19 protein-coding genes and 1 riboswitch are annotated in these 25,518 nt (G+C 65.9%); of the genes, 3 read left to right on the top strand and 16 right to left on the bottom strand.

The genetic code is table 11. The features are described from left to right. Nucleotide 1 precedes the first annotated feature (1 nt). The 14 genes from F2P45_RS01600 to F2P45_RS01665 all read right to left on the bottom strand — a co-directional run bounded on the left by F2P45_RS01600 (nt 2) and on the right by F2P45_RS01665 (nt 19,659). The gene (locus F2P45_RS01600) at nt 2-1,885 is read right to left on the bottom strand and encodes a magnesium chelatase subunit D family protein (RefSeq protein WP_166870019.1); all 1,884 of its coding nucleotides are present in this window, start codon (nt 1,883-1,885) and stop codon (nt 2-4) included. A 4-nt stretch (nt 1,886-1,889) separates the two neighbouring features. After that, nucleotides 1,890-6,020, bottom strand: coding sequence for a cobaltochelatase subunit CobN (locus F2P45_RS01605; protein ID WP_187367123.1), 4,131 nt, complete (start codon nt 6,018-6,020; stop codon nt 1,890-1,892). Continuing rightward, nucleotides 6,010-6,345, bottom strand: a complete 336-nt coding sequence (locus F2P45_RS01610; RefSeq protein WP_166870020.1) for a (2Fe-2S) ferredoxin domain-containing protein — start codon at nt 6,343-6,345, stop codon at nt 6,010-6,012. Before F2P45_RS01610 ends, F2P45_RS01605 begins: the two co-directional genes overlap by 11 nt. A 3-nt stretch (nt 6,346-6,348) precedes the next feature. Continuing rightward, on the bottom strand, nt 6,349-7,113 hold the full coding sequence (locus F2P45_RS01615; RefSeq protein WP_166870021.1) for a CbtA family protein: 765 nt from the start codon (nt 7,111-7,113) through the stop codon (nt 6,349-6,351). Further along, nucleotides 7,104-7,301, bottom strand: coding sequence for a CbtB domain-containing protein (locus F2P45_RS01620; protein WP_166870022.1), 198 nt, complete (start codon nt 7,299-7,301; stop codon nt 7,104-7,106). Before F2P45_RS01620 ends, F2P45_RS01615 begins: the two co-directional genes overlap by 10 nt. Before the next feature lie 150 nt (nt 7,302-7,451). Next, nucleotides 7,452-7,676: riboswitch (cobalamin riboswitch) on the bottom strand. 66 nt (nt 7,677-7,742) lie between these two features. Next, nucleotides 7,743-8,111 (bottom strand): hypothetical protein, encoded by a 369-nt coding sequence (locus tag F2P45_RS01625; protein ID WP_166870023.1) that lies wholly within the window; start codon nt 8,109-8,111, stop codon nt 7,743-7,745. Nucleotides 8,112-8,178: 67 nt separating this feature from the next. Beyond that, the gene (locus tag F2P45_RS01630; protein ID WP_166870024.1) at nt 8,179-8,544 is read right to left on the bottom strand and encodes a hypothetical protein; all 366 of its coding nucleotides are present in this window, start codon (nt 8,542-8,544) and stop codon (nt 8,179-8,181) included. Between the two features lie 91 nt (nt 8,545-8,635). Continuing rightward, the gene (locus tag F2P45_RS01635) at nt 8,636-9,130 is read right to left on the bottom strand and encodes a tetratricopeptide repeat protein (protein ID WP_166870025.1); all 495 of its coding nucleotides are present in this window, start codon (nt 9,128-9,130) and stop codon (nt 8,636-8,638) included. Nucleotides 9,131-9,143: 13 nt separating this feature from the next. After that, a complete protein-coding gene (locus F2P45_RS01640) occupies nt 9,144-9,896 on the bottom strand; it encodes a YfaP family protein (protein ID WP_166870026.1) in 753 nt (250 codons plus the stop codon). A gap of 17 nt (nt 9,897-9,913) precedes the next feature. After that, nucleotides 9,914-11,581, bottom strand: a complete 1,668-nt coding sequence (locus tag F2P45_RS01645; RefSeq protein ID WP_166870027.1) for a DUF2300 domain-containing protein — start codon at nt 11,579-11,581, stop codon at nt 9,914-9,916. Between the two features lie 29 nt (nt 11,582-11,610). Further along, the gene (locus F2P45_RS01650; RefSeq protein ID WP_166870028.1) at nt 11,611-16,194 is read right to left on the bottom strand and encodes an alpha-2-macroglobulin family protein; all 4,584 of its coding nucleotides are present in this window, start codon (nt 16,192-16,194) and stop codon (nt 11,611-11,613) included. Next, nucleotides 16,191-16,856: a DUF1175 domain-containing protein gene (locus tag F2P45_RS01655; RefSeq protein ID WP_187367129.1), complete on the bottom strand. Its 666-nt coding sequence runs from the start codon at nt 16,854-16,856 to the stop codon at nt 16,191-16,193. Before F2P45_RS01655 ends, F2P45_RS01650 begins: the two co-directional genes overlap by 4 nt. After that, entirely contained in the window at nt 16,856-18,436 is a 1,581-nt protein-coding gene (locus F2P45_RS01660) for a DUF2138 family protein (RefSeq protein WP_166870030.1), read from the bottom strand. Before F2P45_RS01660 ends, F2P45_RS01655 begins: the two co-directional genes overlap by 1 nt. A 479-nt stretch (nt 18,437-18,915) precedes the next feature. After that, nucleotides 18,916-19,659 (bottom strand): penicillin-insensitive murein endopeptidase, encoded by a 744-nt coding sequence (locus tag F2P45_RS01665; protein WP_166870031.1) that lies wholly within the window; start codon nt 19,657-19,659, stop codon nt 18,916-18,918. Nucleotides 19,660-19,829: 170 nt separating this feature from the next. Here F2P45_RS01665 and F2P45_RS01670 point away from each other — a divergent pair, with 170 nt between their 5' ends. Further along, nucleotides 19,830-22,016: a metallophosphoesterase family protein gene (locus F2P45_RS01670; protein WP_223164655.1), complete on the top strand. Its 2,187-nt coding sequence runs from the start codon at nt 19,830-19,832 to the stop codon at nt 22,014-22,016. Here F2P45_RS01670 and F2P45_RS01675 read toward each other — a convergent pair. Further along, nucleotides 22,013-22,600: a histidine phosphatase family protein gene (locus F2P45_RS01675; protein ID WP_166870032.1), complete on the bottom strand. Its 588-nt coding sequence runs from the start codon at nt 22,598-22,600 to the stop codon at nt 22,013-22,015. The two genes, F2P45_RS01670 and F2P45_RS01675, sit on opposite strands and share 4 nt — an antisense overlap. 117 nt (nt 22,601-22,717) lie before the next feature. Here F2P45_RS01675 and F2P45_RS01680 point away from each other — a divergent pair, with 117 nt between their 5' ends. Both F2P45_RS01680 and F2P45_RS01685 read left to right on the top strand, forming a co-directional pair. After that, nucleotides 22,718-23,197, top strand: a complete 480-nt coding sequence (locus tag F2P45_RS01680; protein WP_166870033.1) for a cache domain-containing protein — start codon at nt 22,718-22,720, stop codon at nt 23,195-23,197. 190 nt (nt 23,198-23,387) lie between these two features. After that, nucleotides 23,388-23,936, top strand: a complete 549-nt coding sequence (locus F2P45_RS01685) for a hypothetical protein (RefSeq protein WP_166870034.1) — start codon at nt 23,388-23,390, stop codon at nt 23,934-23,936. Here the strand turns inward: F2P45_RS01685 and F2P45_RS01690 are convergent. Further along, nucleotides 23,933-25,363, bottom strand: coding sequence for an FAD-binding oxidoreductase (locus F2P45_RS01690; protein ID WP_166870035.1), 1,431 nt, complete (start codon nt 25,361-25,363; stop codon nt 23,933-23,935). The two genes, F2P45_RS01685 and F2P45_RS01690, sit on opposite strands and share 4 nt — an antisense overlap. Nucleotides 25,364-25,518 lie beyond the last annotated feature (155 nt).

Raw genomic sequence — 25,518 nt, forward strand, 5'->3', positions numbered from 1 at the left:
GTCAGGTGGGTGCCAGGCGCGCGCGGATGGTCAGCGCCAGATTGTCGGCCGACAGCTGTTCGAGCGTCAGGCATTCGGCGCCCAGGGTTTGCGCCAGTTGCGCGGCACGTCCAAGGCGCAAATAGCCGCTCTCGGTATCGAGCACCAGCGCGGGCACGCCGCGTTCGGCCAGCTTGCCGGCCAGGTCGAGCGACTCGCGCCAGGCGTCGCCATCGGCCGCCAGCGGCACGTTGGCCTTGCCGTCGGTGAGCAGCACCATCAGCGCCGGGGCGCGGTGGGCCGATTTTTCCAGCGTTTCGAGCGCCAGGTGCAGCGCGTGCGGCAGGGGCGTGCGCCCGCCGGTCGGCAGGTCCGACAAGCCCTGCTCCGCGCGGTCCACGCTACCCGTCGGCGCCAGCAGCAGGTGCGCCGACTGGCCCCGGAACGAGATCACGGCCACCGTGTCGCGCCGCTGGTAGGCGTCTGTCAGCAGCGCCAGCACGGCGCCCTTGACCGCTTCCATGCGGCGCTGCGCCGCCATCGAACCGGAGGCGTCGACCACGAACAGGATCAGGTTAGCGCTCTTGCCGACCCGGATTTGCTGGTGCAGGTCGGCCCGCGTGACCTGCACGTGGCCCGGCTCGCGCATGGCGGCGCTCAGTAAAGTCGCGCCGATGGCGATGCTGGTCGGCTGTTCGTCCGGCACGGCCCGCACCACGCGGCCACGCGGCGCGCCCGTCGCTTCGCTGCGGCGGCCCGCGCTGCTGTGGCCCGAGGTCGATTCGACTACGATGCGCGGGGCGGCGGCGCTGGGGGCGGCTGCGAATACCTGTTCCTCGCCCTGTTCGTCGGATGGCGTTTGCTCGCCATCGTCCGATTCGCTGGCGTCGTCCTGCGCCGGTGGCGGCGGGGAGGCATCTCGCATCAGTTCATCCAGGCGGTCGTGATCGAGGCCGGGTTGTTCGAATGGTTTGCGGCGGCGCCGGTGCGGCAGCACCAGTTCGGCGGCGCTGCGCAGGTCGGCCGGTGTGACCTGCAAACGGCCATCCAGCGCGGCCAGCGCACGCGATGCTTTGTGCATGACGATGTCCGCGCGAAGGCTGGCCACCTCAAATTCGCAGCACAGGTGGCTGATCAGGTCCAGCATGGCGTCGTCCAGCACTACCAGCGGCAGCAGGCGCTGGGCTTCCACCAGCTGGCGGTGCAATGCCTGCTGCTGCTCGTCCCACGCTGCGCAGAAGACGGCGGGATCGGCTTCGAAAGCGATCCGGCGGCGCACCACGTCCGAGCGTACCTTCTTGTCGCGCGGGGCCGCCACTTCGACCATGAGCGCGAAGCGGTCCAGCAGTTGCGGGCGCAGGTCGCCCTCTTCCAGGTTCATGGTGCCGACCAGCGTAAAACGCGCCGGGTGGCGGATCGACAGCCCTTCGCGCTGCACCGAATTGACGCCCATCGCGGCCACGTCGAGCAGCACGTCGACCAGATGGTCGGCCAGCAGGTTGACTTCATCTATATAGAGTACGCCACGGTGCGCCGCCGCCAACAGGCCGGGCTGGAACACGCGCTGGCCGCCTTGCAGGGCACGCGCCAGGTCCACGCTGCCGATGACGCGGTCTTCGGTCGCGCCCAGCGGCAGGGTCACGAACGGCACCGGGGCCAGGCGCGGCGTGCCGCTGGCGCAGGCGTCGCAATGCTCGGACACCGCGCCGGCGCCGCAGTTGTAGGCGCAGCCGGCCACGGTGTCGATGTGCGGCAGCACGTCGGCCAGCGCGCGCGCCGCCGTGCTCTTGGCGGTGCCCTTGTCGCCCCGGATCAGCACACCGCCCATGCTCGGATCGACGGCGCACAGCATCAGCGCGCGCTGCAACTGCGGCTGGCCGACAATGGCGGAAAATGGGAAGTTCATGATCTTATCCATTGCGCGCCGTTTCGCCGCGTGCTTCAAGCAGGGTTTCGCTATCGAGATACAGTTCGCGCAGCTTTGCCAGCGTTTCCGGGCGCGGCTCGGCCCACATGCCACGGCTGGCCGCTTCCAGCAGGCGCTCGGCGATCGCGTTCTGCGCCCATGGATTGGCTTCTTCCAGGAAGCGCTGCATGTCTTCGTCGAAGCCGTAGGCCTGGGCCACGTCTTCATACATCCAGTCGTCCATCACCTGCGCCGTGGCGTCGTAGCCGAACAGGTAGTCGACGGTGGCCGTCAGTTCCAGTCCACCCTTGTAGCCGTGACGCTGGATACTGGCCAGCCATTTGGGATTGACTACGCGCGAGCGGAACACGCGCAGGGTTTCTTCCTTCAGGTCGCGCACTTGCGCGCGTGCCGGGTCGCTGCTGTCGCCGAAGTAGTGGCGCGGCTGCTGGCCGGTCAGGGCACGGATGGTGGCGATCATCCCGCCGTGGAACTGCAGGTAGTCGTCGCTGTCGAAAATGTCGTGTTCGCGGTTGTCCTGGTTGTGCAGGGCGACCTGCACGCCCGCCAGGCGCACCTTGAAGGCGTCGCGCTGGTCGGCTCCCTGCTCGCCGCGCGCGTAGGCGTAGCCGCCCCAGTTGACGTAGGCTTCGGCGAAATCGGCGTCGGCTTCCCAGTTCTTGTGCTGGATCAGCGGCAGGATGCCGGCGCCGTAGCTGCCCGGCTTGGCGCCGAACACACGGTACGATGCGCGCCGCGCGCCCTCTTCCGGGCTCAGGCCCTGCTCGATCCAGCCTCCGAGTTCGGCCAGGTAGTGCTTGCGCACGAAGTTGTGCGTGAGCGGTTCGTCGAGGGCGATGACGGTGTTCACGGCGTCGTCGATCAGGTCGATCAGCTGCGGGAACGCGTCGCGGAAAAAGCCGCTGATGCGCGTCGTGACGTCGATGCGCGGTCGTTTCAGTTCGTCGAGCGGGATCACTTCCACCCCGCTTACCTGGCGGCTTTCGGCGCGCCATACCGGACGCACGCCGAGCAGCGCCAGGATCTGGGCCACGTCGTCGCCGTGGGTGCGCATTGCGCTGGTGCCCCAGATGCTGATGGCCACGCTCTCGGGATATTCACCGGTTTCGCGCTCGTGGCGCGTCAGTACCTCGTGCGCCAGTTGCAGGCCGACGCGCCAGGCCGACTGCGACGGCACGCTGCGCGGGTCGACCGAATAGAAATTGCGGCCGGTCGGCAGGATGTGCGCCATGCCGCGCGTGGGCGAGCCGCTCGGGCCGGCCGGCACGTATGCGCCCGACAGGCCGTTAATCAGGTTGTCGATTTCGTCGGTGGCGCGTGCCAGGTTCGGCACCAGCTGGCCGCACGCGAAACCGAGCACCTTGCGCAGCGCGTCGAAGCGATTCAATACCGGTGCGACCGGAGCGATGGGTGAAACAGCAGCGCGCGCGGGCACCGGCCGCGCTTTGCCCATTTGCGACAGCATGCTCGATTTGGCGCGCACGGCCGGTTGCAGCAGCGGCGCGGCGACCGCATCGCCGTCGATGTCGGCGAAAACCAGATTGAGCACGTCATCGATGCCGGCCGGCCGGTAATCACGCGCGGCCAGTTCTGTGAACAAACGCAGGCACAGGGCGTCGATGGCGTCGAGCGCGTCGGAGCGCGTAACCACGGCGCACTGCGCCAGCCTTGCCAGCGCGGGCGCCACGTTGATGCGGCGGCCCTTTTGATCGAGCAGCAGGTCCATGGTCAGGCCGAACAGCTTCGACACCTCGGCTTGCAGGCCCGGAATATCCAGGTTCGGCAGGCGCGTGAGCGATACCAGCATGGCCGGCATCTGTTCGGCGTCAGGTCCACCGCCGAGGATATGCAGGCCATCGCGGATCTGGGCAGAACCCAGTTCGCACAGATAGCCGTCCAGATCTTCGATCAGGTGGGCCACGTCGGAGCCACCCATCGACGCCAGCGCGGCCGGCAGTTCGCCGTCTTCTTCATGGTGATGATCGTGGCCGTGCTCATGATCGTGATCGTGGCCATGATGGTGGTGATGGCCGTGCCCATGATCGTGGTCGTGGTCGTGGTCGTGGTCGTGGTCGTGGTCGTGGTCGTGGTCGTGATTATGGTGCAGCAGGCGCGCCTGCAGGTCGGCATTCAGGTTGGTCTGCTTGACCAGTTCCCAGATCTGCTGCTGCAAGAGCGGAAGCTTGGCCGGGTCCAGCACTTCGACCTGATAGTACTCGTCGACCAGTTGCGTGAGCTGCGCCAGCGCACCGTAGGTATCGGCGGTGGTCATCGGCGGCGTCAGGTGGTCGAGCACGACCGCGTGCGCGCGCCGCTTGGCCTGCGAACCTTCGCCCGGATCGTTGATGATGAACGGGTAAAACAGCGGCAGGTCGCCCAGCAAGGCGTCCGGGAAGCAGTTCTGCGACAGGCCCACGCCTTTACCGGGCAGCCATTCCATCGTGCCGTGCTTGCCGACGTGGACGATGGCGTCGGCGCGCCACACGTCGCGCAGCCAACGGTACAAGGCATAGTAATGGTGGGTCGGCGGCAGGTCGCTCTGGTGATAGATCGCGTCCGGGTCCATGCCGTAGCCGCGCGGCGGTTGCAGCGCGACGAAGGTATTGCCCAATTCGATGCCCGCCAGCGCCAGATGGCCGTCGCACACATAGGCTTCGCCCGGCGCGGCGCCCCACTGGGTGCTCATCTTTTCCTGCATGTCGGGCGTGAGCTCGGCGAACCACTGCGCGTACAGCGCGGCCGGCACGCGGCCGGCGGCGTTGCGCAACTGCTCGGTGGTCACGTAAATCTGGTCGTACGAACAGCGCGCCACCAGATCGTGGATCAGGGTGGTGCCGTCCGCAGGCGGCTGGCCGACGTCGTAGCCGGCGGCGCGCATGGCGTCCAGGATGCGCATCAGCGAGGCCGGGGCGTCCAGCCCGACCGCATTGCCGATCTGCGAAGCCTTGCTGCTCGAATTGGTGAACATGAAGGCAACGCGCTTCTCGGCGTTGGGCACATGCTTGAGGCGTGCAAAGCGCGCGGCGATGCCAGCCACGCGCGCCACCCGGTCCGGCACCGGTTCGTATTCGACGGCGTCGCCCTGCAGGCCGGCGGCGCGCGCCTTGAACGACACCGGCGCGGTGATGATGCGCCCGTCGAACTCGGGCAGCACCACGTTCATGGCCGTATCGAGCGGATTGAGGCCGCGCGCGGACTGCTCCCACTGCGGCAGGGTCATGCCGCTGGTGATCGCTTGCAGCACCGGCACGTTCAGCGTTTCCAGCACGCCGACCGACCAGCCGGCCGGCGTGGGGCCGCCCGGCGTGATCTCACCCATCGCAAACGAGGTCGTGTTGATCAATACGTCGATATGCACGCCGCGCGCGTCGCTGAAGTAGCGCAGCGCATCAGGCAAGGAATCGGACAAAGCGCCCCCGCCCGCGCCGCTGCGCAGGGAGGATGTGAACACCGGCAGCACGTTCATGCCGCGCTTTTCCAGCGCATCGAGCAGCGCGTCGATGAAGCGCGTGTTCCCGCTCATCCAGTGCGCGCGGTAGAACACGATGCCTGCACTCGGCGCGCCGGCTTTGCGCAGCGCCAGCCAGTCGTCGATGCCGGCGCCCTGCGCCAGGTCGGGATGGTAAATGCCGTGTTCCGGCAACGGCAGCGCGCTCTCGTAGCCAAAGCCGGTCAGCAGCAGGTGGTCGGACAAATAGCGCAGCAACTGCGCCAGGTTACCGCTACCGCCGCAATGGAAGTAATTGAGGGTCTGTTGCAGCACATCGGGGGCGACGGTCGATACCGCGGCCAGCTCGGGATCGGGCTCGCCGGTGCCGCTGATCGCGATCAGGTGCTGGCCGGTGCGGCGCGCGTGGCTGACCAGATCCGCAAAACCGGGTACGCTGCCGAGTCGTCCCAACACACGCAGGATGATGATGCGCGCGCCCTGCACCTCGCGCGCGAGCAGGGCCGTGGCGCCGCCGTCGGCGTCGAGTCCTTGCAGGTTCACGCCCGCCACCGCGCCGAACTCCGGCGGGAGCTGGCTGACTGCGTGGTGCAATACCGTCAGGTCGTTCGATGCGTGGGTAAGCAGCGCGATGGGCGCCGGGCCTTGAGGAAAATCAGGTGTCATTGTCCGCCACGAGTGTGTCGCCTTCGCCGATGCGATGGAAAATCAGGTCGGTCACTTCCCTGCCGCCAATCAGGTGTTCGGCGACGATGCGCCCGGCCGCCGCTTCGTCGACGCGCCGGTACCACACGCCTTCCGGGTACACGACCACGATTGGCCCTTCATTGCGGCACGCGACCATGCAATGGGTGCGGGTGCGCTTGACGCACAGCTCCGGGTGCGCGTCGATTTCGCGGCCCATGTGTTCGAAAACGGCCTGCGCCTGCACGCCGTTCTCTGTGCAGCGCGGGCCGACGCACATGAACACGTGCCGGTCGTGGGTGCGCATCGGTCAGCCGAACTTCTTGTAGAAGTAAGCCGCCAGCGCGCCCATGGCCAGCCAGAAGGCGGCATTGGCCAACAAGGTCGCGTACAGGAAGCTGCGTGCCAGCTCGGCCGGCGCAGTGCTCGAATGGGCCGCCGGCTGGGGCGACCCGACCAGGTGCGGCACCAGCAGCATCAAGGCGCCGCCGATCTTGAGCGGCCAGCTCCTGGCGAAGACCAGCAGCGCCAGCCCGCCGGCACTGGCGGCGACGGTGGCGGTCCACCACAGCTGGCGCGCCAGCAGCGGCGCGGCGACGGTGCCGGGCAGCTCGGGCGGCAAACCGATCGAGGGCGCCACAAAAAACGCCGTGTAGCCGGCGGCGCCCCACAGCAGGCCCGCGCGCCAGTTGCTGGTGCGGCCATACAGGCTGATGGCCGCCGCCAGCAGCAGCGCATAACCGACGCCGGCGCTGATATTGGCCAGCGCCGTATAGAAGGTGCGCTCAAGACCGTCGTCCGGCTGCCAGCCGCCGTGTTCATGCGCGCCTTCGTGGGCACCATCGTCCGCATGCTCGTGCGGCGTGGCGTCGGCGTGGCTGTGCGTTGGGGCCACTTCCAGTGCCTTCGGCGCGGCGCTCTCGAACACCTCGGCCTGGAGGATGATGGGCGCCACCTGCACCTGCTGCACGCCGGTCAGCAGCAGGCCGGCGAGGATGCCGGCCGCCGCCGCGCTGGCGATGATGCGGTTAAAGGTGCCCAGGCCCGCTGCGGGCGCGGTGCGAATCAGTGACATGGAAAGCCGGCCGAGTGACGGCTGTCGTGCGCCGCGTTGTGCAGCGTTTCCATGGAGGCGAAGCCGGCGCCGAACAGCAGCACGGCGCCAAGGCTGGCGGCGCACATGGCTTGCACGATGCGTTCCTTGATGGCGGCAAACGGGACTTGTTCGTCAAAGGTGGGGGTGACGCTGTGGATCGACGACATGGCATTCCTTCCTAAAGCACTGCGCATAGAGCCAGGCCAATGCAGACGCGCGCGTCTTGCCATGGCCGGCAACCGGGGGCTTGTACTGGGAGAAGGAACGTGAGATGGGTGCGGTACGCAGCGATCCACCTGGATCGCCCTCCGCGATACAAACGACTTACCGCTTCGGCTGGTTTCCGGGCTGGCGAGTGGCGGGGCAAAAGCCCACTTCCCGGATATGCGCCTTCCCATGCTTTGCACAGTGGCGTGATGCACATCCTTGACTCGCTTACCGTTGCGGGGGCAGCACCGGCTTTGCTCCATGAAGGAGCGCACCGGCTTCCCATTTAATCCGGCAAACGATCGTTTGCCAGAACCAGAAGCTTGACTACCGGCGAAGTATAGAACTGGACTATATAAATTGCAAGGTTGCGCGCGTCGGGCGCGTCAGCGCCGGCGTATTTACCAGTCGCGCCATTGTTCGGTGATGTCTTCGTCGGCTTCCAGGCCGGCGTCCTTGGCAAGCAGGTAGATGATGTCGCACAGTTTTTCGCGCTCCTCGGTCTCGATGATGCCGCCGCAGCGTTCGTCGAACTCATTGAGCGCCACGACGACGCGTTCAACTTCTTTCATGATCGCTGCGCGCTCGGCAGGCTTGGGGAGCTTGTCGATGGCAGCGGTGTACGCGTCGAGAATGCTCGCGCACTGGTCGATTTCGGCCTTGCCGTACGGGGGCTCGTGGTCAGGGTCTTCGGCGCAGCGTTCCATATAGGCAGCCATCTCGTCGAGCAGGTCGGCGCGGATCGAGGCGATGTCGGGGTTCGGTGGCATGGCGTGGCACTCCTTCAAAATTCAGGGGGTGCCAATGTAGCATAAAGCGGCGCGGAGCCACCTTGCATTACTCGCTGAATTCGATATCCATCTGCTTGCCGTCGTAGCAGAACGTCATCTGCTCGCCTTCTTCGTCGCGAATCTCCAGCACACCGCCTGGTTCGACGAAGGGGCCGAGCGTATCGAACAGGCGAATCAGCCAGTTGGTGATGATGTCGATATCGCCGCCGTCGATCAGCAGCGCGCCTTCCTGGCGCTGGCTGGTGAAGCCGATCGATTCAAGGAAGGCCGGGAAGTCGCGTTCGGCGCGTGCGCGTTCGGCGAAAAAGGAATCGCAACCTTCGAACGACGTGCGAATCGCGTTGAACGCCGCCGGTTGCCGGGCGTTCCTGATAACGATGCTGGCATCGTAGATCCATGCTGCAGTACTCACTTGCACTCCAATTCGTCAGAAGACTGGCGCGGTCGGTGCGCAGCCAGGATCGTATTTCCTGACGACAGTTTTACATGCCGTTCAAAAACTGTCAAAGCGCCGATGAAGGGCGTTGTTTTCGGAGCGTGGCGAGACGCGCGGCGGCTTGCTCGTTGCCTTGTGCGGCGGACAACGTTAACCACGCAGTCGCCTGCGCCAAGCGCGAGGGATCATCGCTGCCGTCGGCGAGCAGCAGTTCGGCCAAGCTAAATTGCGCGGCGCTGTCGCCTTTGTCCGCGACGATCCGCAGCCAGTAGCTGGCCTCGGCCACGTCGCGTTCGGCGCCGATACCCGATGCGAGCATGCTACCCAAAAAATATTCAGCCCGCATGAATCCTTGCGCCGCCGCCTTCCGGTACCAGTGGATCGCCTTGCCGGGATCGCGTGGACCGACATCGCCCAGATCGTACGAATCGGCCAGCAGGCACTGCGCCGCCGCATTGCCCGATTCGGCCAGCGGCAGCAAACAGGCGAGCGCCTCCTCCGGCGTCATCGCGATGATGGCGTCTTCCAGCGCGTCGTATTGGTCGTTTTCCATCAGGTCCATGCGAGTGCTCCGGTCAGGGATAAACGAACGACTTCACCAATGTCAGCTCACCCGGCGCGCGCAATGGCACGCGGACGACTTCCTGCCGCTCGTTCGGAGAATTTTCGTTGGTGATGATCGCCACCTGCGCCACCGTCAGGATGCCGGTGTCCTGCCCGGCCCCATAGTAGTTCACGTACACGTGATAGTTCCCCTTCGGTGGCGCGGCGCTCGAAAAGATCTCCGGCCCGTACCCGGTGGTGACGTCGACATCGAGCGCGCCGCCGTTGGGCATGACGCGGCTGCCGTACCACGAGTGACCGCCGTCGGGCGCGACCACGTGCAGGTCGACGTCGGTGCCGTCGCTGTCCCACGACAGCACCACGCGCAGGCGCGAGGCGGTCTTGCCGGCGTACGAATCGAGGAACTGGCTGCGGCTGCGCGCCTTGCCGTCGGGCGAGCGCACTTCGACGCTGTTCGATCCGCGTCCGAAGGCATACGGGCGCGCAAAGCTGCCGTCTTCCTGCACCGCCATCGGCATCGCCACGCCGTTGACCACCAGGGTGGCCGGCTTGCTCTTGCCCTTGCCGGCGATGCGCCCGCGAATTTCGGCCGTCGGACTTTGCCCATCCTGCACGCTGACCGACGCCGCCGGATAGTTCACGTCCTGCGTGTAGGCCTCCTTGGCGCCCTTGGAATTGCGCCAGCCGCTGTTGGGCGAGTCGATCTTCACCTGGGCCAGGGCGGCGGTGGACAGCAGCAGTGCGGGTATCAGCAGTATTTTCATGATCAGGTTTGGTTGGATTATTGATGCGCTTCCAGGCGCGCATCGACCAGGCGCCGCGCCAGTTGTTCGACCAGGATTTCATCCTGCCCGCTCGGGTGATTGCGCAGGCCGAGGTGCAGGAATTCGTGCGCCAGCGTGATGCGGTCCTCGCGGCTGGCCAGGCCGCGAACATAAATCCGGTTGCGCGACTGCTCAGAATACGGCGTGCCGCGCGCCAGGTGGCACACCGCAGGCAGGTCAAGCGGCGTTTCGTAACCCGCCTGCTTGCGCAGCACGCGTTCCCACTGCGGCAGCTCGCGTGCCAGCCACGCCTGCGCGCCGGGCAGACGCACGCACTGCTGCGAGTCGCCGCCCGAGAGCGTGCTCAGGTCTGCGCCCGGATAGGCCGCCGTCAGGATGGCGTCGAAACGCATCCCCCGCCCCGCCTGCACCACGGCCTCGCTCCACGCCATCGTGTCTTTCGAGGCCGTATCGGCGTGATAGCGCACGTTCACGCCCGACAGCACCAGCTGGTCGGTCCAGTTGGCGATGGCGCGCGCCGCCACACTGGCCGGCTGCGGAGCGACGCGCTGCGTGGCGCTGCTGTCGGCGATGCGCTGGCAACCCTCGGCCCACTGCGCATTCTGCTGCAGGTAGGTGCGCGCCGCCACCGCCAGCGCCTTGGCTGCCTCCGGCGCGCTGGTGCCGCCTTCGCGGTCGATCACGCGCGCCACGTATTCGTTGACGCCGAAGCGGCCTGTCAGGCGCGTGCGGCCCTGCGCATCGCGCGCCAGCACCATGTCGTTCTGGCTGAAAAACGCCAGGCTGCGGCCATTCTCGAAGCGCACCTGGTACGGCCCGTTCAACAGTCCCGGCACGGCGGCGCTGCGCCCTGCCGTCACGCTCTTGATCGGGTAGCGCGCGAAGTAATCAACGACAACGCAGCCTGCATCAAACGGTGTCTGCGCCGCAGGCAAGGTGCTGGCAAGGCGCGGCGCCCATTTTTCCAGGATGCGGCTGCTGGTGTCGGCACCGCCGAACCAGAGCGGCGTGCCGTCGGCCAGCCATCCCGCTGCGCCGCCCAGCCGTTCGCTCGTGCGCTGCGGGTGATGCCACGAGTAGGTTTTCACGCGCAGCCGGCTGCCGAACCAGCTGGCGGTGTTCACGCCGCGCGCGCCCAGTACCACGTGCAGCAGCGCCGACTCTGCGTCCTTGCGGCTGTGGGCCGGAATGCTCGCCAGCGCCACCATCAAGCTGCGCAGGCTGACCAGGCGTTCCGGCGCCAGGTTCGACGGGTCGGCCAGCCAGTCGTATTCGCCGCTCGCGGCGCGCCCGAGCCGCTCGCTCCAGTATTGCTGCCACGGGCCGCGTGTGAGCATCAGCCGGGAGGGCGAAAAAAACAGGCCGCACGACTGCGCCAGCGCCAGGTCGCGCCCGACACTTTTACCCGAGGTGCAGCAATACACTTCCTCGTTCTTTTGCCCGCCGCAGGCGTAGTCCGGCGTCGGTACTTTCTTGTCGATCGCGTAGACATACACGAACAGCTTCCACAGGCTGCCCAGCGGCACCTGGCGCGCACCGTCGAACTGGGCGCGGCGGCTGCCGCCCTTGTCGTCCAGCTGCAGCGCGGTGAGCTGGCCGTCGCGCCACCACGCCACATCGAGCGTGGCCGCCGGCGCCAGCGGTGCGTACAGCACCAGCGCCATGGCGCATCCGCGTGACAGCCATGCCGGCATTACTCGACCTTCAGCGTGTGCATGGTCTTGCCCTCGCCTTCCAGCGCCTTGTTTTCGGGCTGGTACATGCGGTAGTAGCGGGCCGGCGGCAGCACGTAACTGCCTTTTTGCGCAAAGCGCAGCAGGTGGCGCAGGCGCACCGGTTCGGCCAGCGGCTCGACCGGCACCACATAGCCTTCGCGGCGCGATTCATGGCGCGCGGCTTCCAGCGCTTCCTTTTTCTCGCCGGCGAGCGTCATGCCCCAGGTGGTCGCCTCGACCGAGGCGCCCGGCGGAAGCGCCACTTCCAGCAAGCCATAGCGGTACTTCGCACCGGCCGCCGGCGTGAGCGTGATTTCATCCATGTACAGCGCGTCGGTGCGCAGCGCCTCGCCGTTCTTGACCGGCACCGGGTTGAAGGTGTTGTCCTTCTGCTCCATGCGCATCAGGCGCCGTTCGATCCTGACCGGCAGCGCGTGCGTTTCCGCTTCCCGGCTGTCGTACTGGATGATGGCGACCGTGTTGGCCGGCGGCGCCTCAAGCAGCTGCAACTGCGTTGGCACGCCCTTGGCCGGCTGCCAGCGGAACAAGGCCTGGCCGAGCGGGCTGGCGGTCTTCTGCCAGGTGCCGGAGAGCGCAACGCCCGCATCTTTCGGCCCCGGCGGGCCGCCCAGCTTCTTCTGCACCCACACCAGGGTCAGCGCGCGGTCCAGGGTCGGCATGTCGGCGCGCACGGCGCCAAGCACGGCGTCCGCCTGGCTGGCGGGCAGCTGCCCGCCCAGCATCAGCAAGGCTTGCGCCAGCGGCGCCGGGTTTGCGCGCAAGGTGGTCCACGCGGCGCCGACCTGCTCTTCCAGTTCGGGAGCGAGCGTCACGCCATCGCTGGCGGCGATCACCGACAGCAGCGCCAAGGTCAGCGCCTGCGAGTTGCCGCTTTCGGCGGTGAGCAGCATGCTGCTGGTCGGCGCCAGCGCGGCCGGCCTGGCGTCGAGTTTTGTCTTGGCCAGTTCGTCGGCCAGGCCGGAGGCCAGCGTCTTGACCGGCAAGCCCATTTCCTGCGCCAGCCACAGGGTCAGTGCGCGATGCAGCACCGGCTCCTTCAGGCCTTCCTTGCCGTACATGGCCAGCAAACCTTGCCAGTGCTCGGGCGGCATCTCGATGCGCAGCGCGCGCGCAGCGTACCAGTCGGCGTAGTAAGCGTAAGCCGTCATCAGCGAATTGCCGGCGGTGGCATTGCCCCACCAGCCGAACTGCGCTTCCGGACCGGCCATCGACACCAGCCGCAGGCGCTGCGCCTGCAAGGTGTTCAGAAGGCGCAGTTGAACCGGGCCGGCTTCGGGGCCGAGATTCTGCAATCCGAGCGCCAGCGGAATCAGGCGGCTCGATGTCTGCTCCACGCAGCCGTACGGATACTCGATCAGGTCGTCGGCGATGCGCGCGAAGTGGCTGGCCGCGCCGCTGGCGAACGAGACGCGGATATTGCGCGCGTCCGCCGGCAAGGTGACCGGCACGGTGGCGCCGGTCAGCGGAACGCTCAGGGTGCGCGGGCTGTTCCAGGCGGCGGGCAATGCCTGCACATCGGTGTCGAGCGCGTCGACCAGTTTGCCGTCCTGTTTGACTTCCAGGCGCATCGGACCACTATAGGCCGGCAGCGGGAACTGCACGTAGTTCACGCCACGGCGGGCGGTGATCTTCTCGGTCTTGACGACGCTGCCGGCGGTGAGCGTGACTTCAATGGCCTGGTCGCTGGCGGTCTGGTTGAATACCGCTACCGACGCCTGCGGAGCGTCGCCCACGCGCATCCAGTCCGGCGCGGTCCACTTGGCGAAGAAGTTCTTGTCCGAGCGCAGATAGCCGCTGCGCTGGCCTACCCGCCCCTGCGCATCCATGGCGCGGCCGGTGATGCGCCAGCGCGTCAGCGCGTCGGGCATGGTGAAGGTGACGCGCGCGCGGCCGTCGGCATCGGTCTTGAGCGCGGGTGCCCACAGGGCCGTATCGACGTTGTCACGGCGCGGACGTTCCAGCACTTTGACGCCACGCTCGTTGTAGTTGTGGCGCGCGGGAGCGCCGGCGCTGCGCCCGGCGGCCATGTCGTAGCTGATGAACGACAGGCTGGCCGTGGTACGGACGTTGTTGCGGCGCGGGTGGTAGAAGAAGTCGCCGATGTCGGGCGCGATCTCCGGCTGCAGCACGTAGATCATTTCGTCGACCACGCCCAGCGTGACCAGGGTCGACACCGGCTTGCCATCCATCTGCGCGGTGACGTCGATGGTGACCTTCTCGCCCGGTTGATAGACTTCCTTGTCGGTCTTGAACTGCAGCGCGATGCGCGGTTCCACGATCTGGATACCGGCGTTCTGGAACACGAAGTCGCCCTTGCGCGTGTACGCCACCGAAAACGTGATGTTCGGGCCGTAGTCGTCCTTGACGGGGATTTTCACGCGCCACTGGTTGGGCGCAACGCGCACCGGCTTGATCCAGTCGGCGCCGGCGGTCAGCAGGCCAACCTGTTCGACCTTGTCGCGCTCGAGCGTCAGCAAGGCCTGGTCGACCGGGTCGGCGAAGGTGATCAGCGCCTCGGCGGTGTCGCCGGCGCGGTAGCGTTCATGGTCAAGCACAATCTCGATGCTGCCCGGCGTGGCCGCCAGGCCCTGGCCGCTGACCCAGTGGCTGGTGCCGCCGACCAGGTTGTTCTGGGCGTCGCGCAGGCTCAGTTGATACGAACCCGATGCCGGGAAGTTCACATCCCAGGTCGGCTTCGATGCGTCGAACACGCCCTCGGTCCTGGTCTGCTTCTCTAACTGGATCATCTCCCAGCGCACCGGTTTGGCGCCTGCCGTGGCCTCGGCCGCGACGTCGAAGCGTACCGTTTCACCGGGCGCGGAAAAGCGCCGCTGCGCCTTGAGCGTGTACTGGCTGGCCGAACGCTCGATCATCAGTTCGCGCGTGCTGCGGACGCGATAGGCCGCGCCGTCCGAGGCCAGCACGGTGAGAATGTAGCGCGACGGGTCCTTGGCCTGCGGCAGGACGAAATCGACGTTGCCCTTGCCGTCGCTGACCAGTTCCTGGGTTTTCAGTTCGACCGGGAATGCGCCGCTGTAGCGCAATTCGCCTTCGACCATGGCATTCTTCTGGGCGCGCAGGGACAGCGACAGGCTGGCTTTGGCGACCGGCGTGCCGTCCGGATAGCGCAGTTCGATGCGGCCCTTGACGTCCTCGCCGGTCTTGAAGTCGGCCTTGGACGGCACCAGGTTGATCTCGAAGTGCGGCTTGACGTAGTCGGCCACGCGGAAAGCGGCGCCGTACTGGGTGTCGCGGTAGGTGAAACGCAGCTCGTAGCCGCCGGCGCCGGCGTTGTCGGGCAGACGGAAGCGCGTGTCGCTGCCGGTGTCGCCCGTCAGTTGCAGCGACTGCGTCAGCAGCGGCGTGCCGTTCGGGTCGAACACCGTGAGCGCCAGCGGCGCCGTTACAGCCGCCTGCGAGGCGCGTGCGCCGGTGAATTCGCGGCCGATGAACTTGACGTTGACTTCATCGCCCGGGCGGTACAGCGGCCGGTCGGTGACGGCGTACACCTTGGTGTTGTAGATTTCGCTGTCGTAGTAAAAATTCTCGGACACGAACACGCCGCCGCTGCGGTCTTCACCCATCACATAGGTATGTTCCGGGCTGCCGCGGTCAAGCGAGACGACGCCGTTGGCGCCGGTGCGACCCGATTGCAGCACGCCGCTGCCGTCGGTCCAGGTGACATCGACGTCCGGCACCGCCGCGCCGTTGTCGCGCCGCGCGGCCCACACCAGCATCTGGTTGGCCGACACCTTGGTAATGGCCATCGTGTCCGACACGAACACCAGGGTGGTGGCGCGGTGTTCGCCGATGATCGCCTCGACCAGGTACAGGCCCGGCTTGCGCTGGCCGATCGGGATCATCACGTTGCCGGCGCTGCTGGTCATGAATTCGCTGCTCGAACCTTCCATCTTGATGCCGGTCGGCGGCGTGATCATCTTCGCCTCCCAGACCGGATAGCGGAAACGGTCGACCAGGTCGTAGCCCTTGAGCGGTTCGTACTGCGGCTGCTGGCGGAACGGCACCGGACGCGTGATCGCCTCGCTGGTGGCCAGCTTGGGCTGGGCGCTGGTGACCGCCTCGCGCGCCTCGCTCGAAAACAGCTTGCGCCAGGCCATGCGCGACTGCTTCCACCAGCGGTCCCACAGCATGGTCAGGGTATTGAGCAAGCCCTCGCCCTTGTAATTGCCGCTGACCTGAACACGGTGCAGATTGCGCTGCTTTTTCAGGAACTCGAGCGGCTCGGGAACCCGGTACACCAGCACGTCGACGCCGCCGTACTGCTCCAGATTCGAGCGCGCAAAATCGCGTCCCGGCACTTCCAGGCGTACCTTGGCCACCTCGCCGCTGCCATAGGCCGCGTCGGACAGCAGGAAAAACGGTTCGCCCTTGAAGCTCGCGTAATTGGTGCCCGACGGCGCGGTGCCCGCTTCGGCCGGCGCGGCTACCGGTGCGTCGGTTTCCTGGGCCGGCGCAAGTGCGGGCAGCAAGCCGCACAGCAGCACCAGCAGCGCCAGGGCGCGCGTGATTGGATTGTTCATGTTAAAAACGCCAGCCGGAACATGCCGGCGAAATTGGGATTGTCGACCGCTGGTTGCCACCGCGTGTCCTTCCAGGTTTTGAGTTGTGGGACATCAACGGTACGCAGTCCGTTGTCGTTCGGGGTGACGGTGCCGGTGTGGTAAGCGATGCGCGCGCCCATCCAGACCATCAGATGGTGTTCGTCGCCCTGGTCGAAAAACAGCAGGTCTCCGGGCTGCGCCTGATTCAGGTCGCGCCCGATGAAGCGGCTGTTGTTCTGTACCAGGCCGATGGCCGAGACGTAGTGGCCAACCGTGCCGCCGGTCTGCACCCAGCGGTTGCGCAGGGCTTTCTGCGCGGGCGTGAGATCGAGTTCGGGCGGCAGTTGCCGGTCGCTGCCGATGCCGTTGGCGCGCATCCATTTGGCGTCGTGCACGGTGAGCGCCTCGTTCACGGCAAAGCGCACCAGGCCCGCGCAGTCGCGGTGCTGCCAGCGCGGCGACGGGCCCTGCTCCATCTGCGCGTTCACGATGCGCAGCATCCACGCCTGGAAGGCGCGGCTTTGCGCCTTGGACAGGTAAGCCGGCATGGCGGCCGCCGGCGCGCCCGTGAGCGCGTTCGCCCACGGCAGCATGGCGCAGCCGGCGGCAAGTCCCAGCAGGTGACGGCGGGTGACAGCCATCATTTATCCAGTGCCTGCCACTCGACCGGCTGCCAGCTCACGCCACTGGCGGGCAGCGACTTGAGCACGAGGCGGTATGGCGGATATTTTTTGAGCGCGTTCAAACGCGGCACCAGGTGCGCGTCGGCGGCGGCGCGCAGCACCGGTTCGCGCGCGGACGGCAGCGCGTCGAAGGCTTCCTTGCGGATCAATTCGGCCAGCGCGGCCGGCGCGATCAGGCCCACTGTGCGCGACGGATCGTTAAGGCGGTCGGCAATCGCCGGGGCCTGCTTGCGGCTCACGGCCAGCGCCTGTTCGACCAGCTTGCGGTCCGGCGAAAACAGCACGGTCAGGCCGCTCAGCGCCAGGGTCGGATGCTGGGCACCGATGCCGGTGGCGACTTCGCGCTGCCAAAGAACAGCGCCATTCGGGCCGGCCGACTTTTGCACCGCGCCGCTTTTCTTGTTGCCGATGGCGGCTGCGAACAGCGCCCCATACAGCTCGTCGTTGCCGCCCGCCTTGCGGGTCGCCACCACCAGCGGCGTGTACAGGCGCGAGGTGCCGTACCAGCAGACGGCGGCAGGGCCGGTCAACTGTTCCGACAGCGGCGTCACATTCGACGACGCGTCGACATCGCCCAGCACCGACGCCATGGCGGCCCAATCGGCCGGCAGCGCGAAGCAGGCGGCCGGGTTATGCGGCAGCACCGGCCACAGGGCGCGGTTGTCGTAACCGCCGGCGGCCAGCTTGCCGGCGTCGACCAGTGCGCGCGTCTGCCACTGGCCTTTGGCAAAATCGAAACGCAAGGCGTCAAGCGCGCCGAAGAACGGCTGATAGCCGAAGGCCAGCACGTCGGCCTTGACCGCCACGCTATGGCCATCGACCGGCTGGGCGTCGAGCTGGAACTGCTGACGGAGCGCCTGCTGTTTTTTGGGATCGGCGGCGAGCAGGTTGGCCACCGTGGTTTCGGCTTTGCCGTCGGCCTTGCCCTTGTCGTCGAACAGCATGCCCGGATCGGACAGGATGACCATGCGCGTGCCGCGCGCACCGATCAGCAAGGTGCGCTTGTGAGCGTAATTGAGCGAGTACATCGCGACCTTGTCGCCATCGACGCGGATGTCGCCGGCCAGTTTCATCTGCGTGTCCTTGAGCGCGACCTTGCCGGCTTGTTCGAGCAAGCGCGTCATGCTGTTGCGCGAGACGGCGATGGCGAAGTGCTTGAGCGAGCCATCTTCCTCGCGCCACAGGGCCACGTCGGCCGGCTCGTCGAGCACCGTGCGGATCAACTGGTCGCCCCAGCCCAGTTCATGTTCGTAGGCGATGCGGCGCAAGGCGCCCTGCAAGCCCAGTTTGTCGCCGTTCTGCTCATAGTAAAACACGAAATCCTCGCGCAGCACGTCGCGCGCCAGCGGAATGGCGAGCAGGTCGCGCGGCAGCGACGACAGGCTTTTGGTGACGATCAGCGCGTCGGGCTGCGACAGATCGAGGTTGAGGCCCTTGCCGTGTTGCGTCTTCTTCCAGCCGAACACGGCATAGCCGGCCACGGCGGCGGCGCACAGGGCGACGCCCGCAGCGATGATTCCCAACTTTTTCTTGTTCATAATGTGTCGATGATGACTGGCGGCGGAGGCAATGATGTTTTTCGCATAATAGCGCAGGGTATCATTTCCGTGTCATAGAAGAAAGTAAACATTCCGACAGGCGATGCGTAAGTGCCTGCCTCGTGAGTTTTCGGCCACAACTTGTGAGCGTATCTTCCTGTCGGCGGCGTCTTTGCCGTTGCGGCAATCATTCGCCGCCGGTATCCACCACCGGTGTCCACCACCGGTGTCAGGTCTGACATTCGGACACGACCTGAGCAATACCGCCGGTGTCAGGTCTGACATTCAGACACGACCTGAGCAATTGGATTGCAACGGTCACACTCCCACGCCGCGCCGCTTCTGATCAATTTCACATCACATTACAGTTCGGCTCGTGTCCGAATGTCAGACCTGACACCGGGGTTGGCGGTTGGGCTCGTGTCCGAATGTCAGACCTGACACCGGGGTTGGCAGTTGGGCTCGCGGCGTGGCGCTCGTCATGGCCGGCGGCTTGCGGGTGCGGCGCCAAGCGGCGCGCAGGCGAGCTTGAAGTCGACATGAAAATGCTCGTCGTGGCGCACCCACGGTTTGCCCTTCATGAACGGGATGTGCGTTCGCAGCCACGGCCCGCGCGCGGTGGCCAGCAGCGCCGGCATGAAGCGCGGGTCGACAATCACCAGCCCCAGCGCGGCGCCGTGCGCCCTGGCGGCCGCGTCGAGCTGGTACAGGTGCTCGGCGTAGGCGGCGAAGTCGATGCGGTAGTCCTGGTAGCGGCCATCGGCGTCGAATTCGATATCGTAGCCGTAGCGGTTTTGCGCGCTGCTGGGCAGCGACGCCGCCACGCCACGCGCATCGCGCACCGGAACGAAGAAGTCGACCGACAGCCCGTTCTGGTGAGTCTTGTGCGGTGCGAACGGCCCGCCGCCGGCCATGCCGGTCTCGCCGTACACGTACCTGGCGGACGGCGCCGACACCTGCGCGCGCATGTACGCATCGGCCAAGATGCGCGCCACCGTTGCATGCACATGGGTGCGGCCGGCGGCAATCGCCTGCGCGCTGTAGGCGGAAAAATTCGCCCCCGACACCGGCAGTCTGACGCCGCCGTCGAGCCGTCCCTTGCTCACGCTGCCGAAGCACTGGCTGGCCGGCGTCGCGTGCGCGCTCATGGCGGCCACGCCAAGCGCCAGCAACGCGATCGCGCGGGCCGGCCGGATAAATACAGCAAGAGATGGACGCAACATGGAGGCCGTGCCGGGAGCGCAGGGTGCCGGCAGTGTCGTTGAAAGAAGACCATTCTTGCGCATCGCGCGCGCTTGCGCAAGGCGACTGTCATGAGCGGGTCATTTTGCGATGCAAGAATGCGCGCTTCCCCACCCCGCCCGGCCACGCGCCGGACTCCTGGAGTCGATGCATGAGAATCACACCTTCCGTTCGCCCGTCCCTTGGCCTGGCCGCCGCCTCGCTCTTGCTGCTGGCAGCTTGCAGCAGCGACGACGACCATGCCGCCGCGCCGGCGCCCGCCCCTGTCGTGCCACCGGCCGTCACGCCCGCGCCGGTCGCGTCGCCCAGCGTCGCCTTCATGACGGACGTGCACTTCGAAGACGTGTACGGCGACTTCAAGAACGCGCAGTTCAGCGGCATTCCCACCAAGGACGGCAAGAACGCCACCATCCGCACCATGTACGCGCAGCTCACCTCGACGCGCCTGTTCAACGAAAACTACTTCGCCTTCCGCGCCGCGCTCGACGACGCTTTCGCCAAGGGCATCCGCCTGGTCGCGCTGCCGGGCGACTATTCGGACGATGCGCAGCCGATCAACATCAACGGCATCAGCGCCATCCTGCACGAGTACCAGGCCAAGGGCATGCGCTTCTTTATCGCACCGGGCAATCACGACCCCAACGAACCGTACGACGATGACGAAGCCGGGAAGAGCGACTTTTTGACCCGTGACGGCAAGGAGCAGAAGGTGTTCGCCACCGGGAACGCGGGCTGCAAGGCCAAGGATCCAACCGTGATCTGCACTAATGAACTGCTGGAGATGGGCTATGAAAAGCTGATTACCCAGCTGTCCGACTTCGGCTACATGCCTAACAAGGCCGACCTGCATTGGGAAACCCCGTTCAGCAAATACCCGGGCGGTAAATACAGCTACGCCGACGCGATGGTCAGCGGCGACGTGCGCAACCGCCAGTTCGAAATGTGCGCCGAAGGCGAAGGCGGCATCTACCGGGCCGACGGCGAAAAAGCCCTCGGCAAGCCTTACACGAAGTGCAGCGACATCATCGATTCGAGCTATCTCGTGGAACCGGTCAAGGGCTTGTGGCTGCTGTCGATCGACGCCAATGTATTTATCCCGAACGCGTCGTTCAATCCGGCCAACCCAAAGGCGTTCAAGGGTTTCGATGGCGCCGGCAACGCGGGCTGGAACAAGGTCCTCACGCACAAGCGGCACCAGATGGAGTGGATCAAGTCGGTCACCGCGCGCGCAAAGGCCGAAGGCAAGCAGCTGATGGCCTTCTCGCATTACCCGACCATGGACTTTTACGCCAACCAGACCGACGCCATGAAAGCCGTGTTCAAGCCGGGCGCGTTCCAGACGGCGCGCGTGCCGGCGGCGGCCACCACGGCGGCACTGGCGGCGGCGGGCCTGCGCCTGCACGTGGGCGGTCACATGCACTTCAACGGCACCAACGACTATCAGGATGCGGCGGGTAACTTCCTGGTCAACGTGCAGTCGCCGTCGCTGGCCGTGTACGGGGCTTCGTACAAGGTCGTCACCTACAAGGACGCCGATACGGTCGATGTGAGCACAGTGGCCCTGGCCAACGTGCCGCGCTTTAACGAGCTGTTTGCGCTGTACGAGAGCGAGTACGCCTACCTGCAAGGCAGCACCGCCGAGACGGATATCAAAAAGCGCTGGAACCACGCCATCCTCGATACCAGGTCGTACGGCGAATTCACGCGCTACTATTTCGGCGAGTTGTCGCGCCTGCGCTTCATGGATGAATACTGGCCGTGCGAGATGAAGGAAGCCGCAACAAGCCTGAACGCGAAGCAGATGCTGATCCTGTCGCAGTTGGAGACCAAGGTCACGCTGGCGCAGTTGAAGGACGCGCCGGGGGTGGTGCCTTTGAGCGCGTCATGCGCGGTCAAGGGAACGGTGGCAGGCACGCCGGCGCCGGCCACGCAGCTGGCCGCCGACTGGGCCGACGCCACCGCTCGCGCCGCCAAGCTGGCGGCAGCGGCGGGCTTGAAACTGGACGACTTTGCCAACGTCAGCGCCTACGACTTCCATGGCGACTTCCATCGTACCGTGTACGCGGGCGAACTGGCCCTGCGCGACATGGGCGCGGAGCGGGTGCGCATGTACAAGGTGCTGATGGCGGCGTTTCCGGCCAAGCCGGCGGCGCCGCTCAGGGTGGGGTCCCAGCCGTCGGACCAGAACCCGGTCCACGTGCTGTTCCAGGACCAGTTCAAGCAGGTGTTTTCGATCTTCAAGGGACTCGGGTCGGCCAAGCCGAGCGACCATTTTACGGTGGACTTGAAGGCGAAGACGGTCACCAACGCCAACCCGGGCGGCTTGAGCTTTAACTAGCGTCCCGGCGTCGCCCGCGCCAGCACTTTCAGCTTGCGCGGGCCGTCGAGCGTGGCGACGGCCATCTCGCCCGAGGCCAGCGACACGCCGGCCAGGGCGTCGATATTGACCGCGTGGGTAACCAGCACCACGTTGTCGCGGCTGCCCGCCCTGACGCGGCCGGCCAGCCAGGCCAGCACCTCGCGCGTCTTGGCCGCCTCGCTCGGGGAGTAGCGGTCGAAAACCGAATCGAGCATCGGCGCCGGTGCGGCGCGGCCGAACGCAAAGCGCGCGGTATCGAGGCAGCGGCACCAGCGGCTCGAGAGCACCTCGGCCAGAGGCACGCCGTGATTGCGCAAGCGCGCTCCGGTACGAACCGCTTCGGTGCGGCCCTGCGCCGACAGATTGCGCTGGGTGCTGCAATCGTCCAGCAGAAAGCCGGGCGGATCGCCGATGCCGGCATCGGTCTGCGCATGGCGCATCAGCACCACTTTCCCGCCCTCTTTCAACAAGGCCCAGAAGGCCTCGTCATCGGCCGCGCGCGCGGAAGGGAGGGCCAGGCAGGCAAGCAGCACGGGTAGCGAGAGGCGTAAGCAAGTTTTCATCGGCTCTTTCGGTGCGATGGCACGCTTGGCAACTATCATAAAGCAGTGTAGCGCCGCACCCCCACGGGTGCTAGCGTGGACCTTGCGCCACCCGGGCGCTCTTTCCAAGGAGCTTCAATGTACATCGTTCAAGCCTTGCGTGCACGCACGCTATTGCCGCTGACCCTACTCTGTGCCTTGACCTTGCCCGCTGGCGCGGCCGCCGACGCGTTCGTTACCAAAGCCGAGGCCGAGGCAATGGTGAACAAGACCGTTGCCTACATCAAGGCCAACGGCAAGGAAAAGAGCTACGCCGAAGTCAACCGCAAGGATGGCCCGTTCACCGACCGCGACCTCTACATCACGGTGTACGGAACCGACGGCGTGGTGCGCGCGCACGGCGCCAATCTGAAGATGGTCAACCGTAACCTCATGGACATCAAGGATGTGGACGGCAAGGAATTCGTGCGCGAACGGCTCGAACTGGCGCGCAGGAAAGCACCGTTCTGGCAGGAATACAAATTCACCAATCCCGTCAGCAAGAAAACCGAACCAAAAGCCATGTATTGCCAGCCGCACGACGATGTGGTCGTCTGTGGCGGTGTCTATATGAAATAGGCAGCCCGACTACTGCGCTTTCGCTCGCCTGAATCAACCGGAATATCTGCGTCCGCACAAAGTTCCCCTGTCCCAGCGGCCTACCCTGAGAGTGCGCATCAACGCCCTGACCGACCGATTGGTCGGCAGAAACGTCTGCGCGAGGTAGCAGCAAGCAGTAATCACAGCAGGACTTTTAAGGGGCATTATCATGAATTTATCACTCAAACAGTACGCCGGCACGCTGGCAGCATGCGCAGCGCTTTTCTGCGCAGCCGGAACGGCCCAGGCCTCATACGGACACCAGCCCTCCGGGCCGCAATTCTCCGGAAAAGTCACGTCGGCGATCGATCCAAAAACCGGCGACGTGAAAATTTGCTTCAAAGAAACTGGACTGAAGAAGGACAAGCAGGTCGATTATCTCGCCAAAGGCACGGCGACGGCCTCGTACGCCTGCCTTAACCCTGGTGGCAATTGCCCGAAAGGCCAATATACGTCGATCAAGGAAAACGTGACCGCCAAGGCCAGCTATTCGCCCGACAAGTACGGTACCGTGTCGGCCTGCATTACGCTCAAAGTGCCAAAAGCAAAGCAGAACCCCTGCCCGGGTCCGATGAAACTGTTGCTGCAAAGCGTGAGCTGGAAGGACCTGAGCATTACCGACACGACCAATAAGGTCGGTCCGGTCGCCGCTTATCCGTCGAAGCAGTCGGTCAACTACGGCGCCTGCCCTGCTCCTGCTCCTACCCCTCGTTATTAAGCAAGGGCTTGCGGCGTCTCACCCGCCGCGGCCCACAGGTCGCGGTAGTGGCGGTACCAGTTACTCTGGAATCGCTGCTGCGGGTCGAGACGCCTTTTCCATTCCAAGAATTCGCCGAAGGCCGGATGGCAGGCCTGCACCTGGTGCAGGCTGGCCGCTGCCGCGTAGGTCAGGTAGTAGCTGCCGCCGCGCGCAATGGCCAGGTCGATCAGACGCCGGAAGGCCTCGTTGGTCGCTTCAATGCCGTGCGCGGTATGCGCCGTGTGCAGGTTGAAGATGACGCAGGCGTAGTTCTGGCGCGCCCATGGCAGGAAGCTTTCGCGGTCCGCTTCGATCAGGCGGATGGTGCCGTAGATCAGGTCCACGCCATGCTGGCGAAAGTCCGCCGCCGCCGCGCGCATGAAGTCGCACAGGCGCTCGCGCGGCACGTACAGTTCACCGATCATCTCCGAACCGCAGTGTCCCAGCTTGTGGTCGATGGCGCGGTGGTAGCCGTCCGGGTAGATGCTTTGCTGGAGCCGGTCGCTCCAGGCCACCTGGCCATCGGTAGACAGGTAGTGCGCGGCGTATTGCGCAAAGGCGTCCGTCTTGTGGGTGTGGGCCAGTTCCAGCAGGCCACGCCAGTCCTGTTCCGACAATTCCTTGCCGCTCGCGTCGATCGGTGCCGCATCGTCCACCGGCAGATAGCACGAGAACACGCCGCGCTGCAGGAAGTCGCTGCTGGCCGGGTCGATGGCGAACTGAAAGTCGCCGTAGACATAGCCGGCATCGATGCGCTCCTGAAAGGCGGCAGGCAAGTCATCGAGCCCGATCACGCTGACGTCGCGCCGCATCTTGCGCAGTGGGGCCAGGCGCAGGGTGACGCTGGCGATCACGCCGAACAGGCCATAGCCGCCGATGGCCAGGTTGAACAACAGCGGATTGCGCTGGCGGCTGCAACTGTGCAGCGTGCCCTGGGCGTCGACCAGTTTGAACGCCTCGACGTCGGCGATGAAGGGCGCCATGCGCAGGCCGCGTCCATGCACGTTGGCCGACAGGCAGCCGCCCAGGGTGAGCGCGTCGGCGCCGGTCTGCTTCTGGCGAATGCTCCAGCGCCGGGCGGTCGAGCGCGGCGCGGCGTGCAGATAGTCGATCAGCGCCGGCCACTGCATGCCGCCCTCGACTTCGATCAGGCCATTGACATCGTCGAAAGCGAGCACGCGGTTCATGTGCCGCATGTCGAGCAGCAGGGCCGCTTCGCCGAACTGCTGGCCGCCCATCGCATGGCGCGCGCCGCAGATGGCGACCGCCAGATTGTGCTCGGCGGCGTGGGCGATCGCCGCGCCGATGCCGGCCACATTGCGCGGAGCGATGATATCGGCCACGCGGGTGGCGTTCAGGCCGGAGTGAACATCGTTCACTAACGGGAAGTCGTTGGAATGGTTCATGGCAGGCTCTCAAGGAAGGCGACCTGACGATTATTGCTGCACCGGGGACGGCGGCCAACCGGTTCCGCTCAGGTGCCGCCTGGCGCTACCAAAGGTCGCGCCGCGCGAGCGTGGCTTACAATGAGCGCACGCATGTTGAACTTTGTGGAGTGACC

The organism is Massilia mucilaginosa, from assembly GCF_011682145.1.
GTDB classification, from domain to species: domain Bacteria; phylum Pseudomonadota; class Gammaproteobacteria; order Burkholderiales; family Burkholderiaceae_D; genus Telluria_A; species Telluria_A mucilaginosa.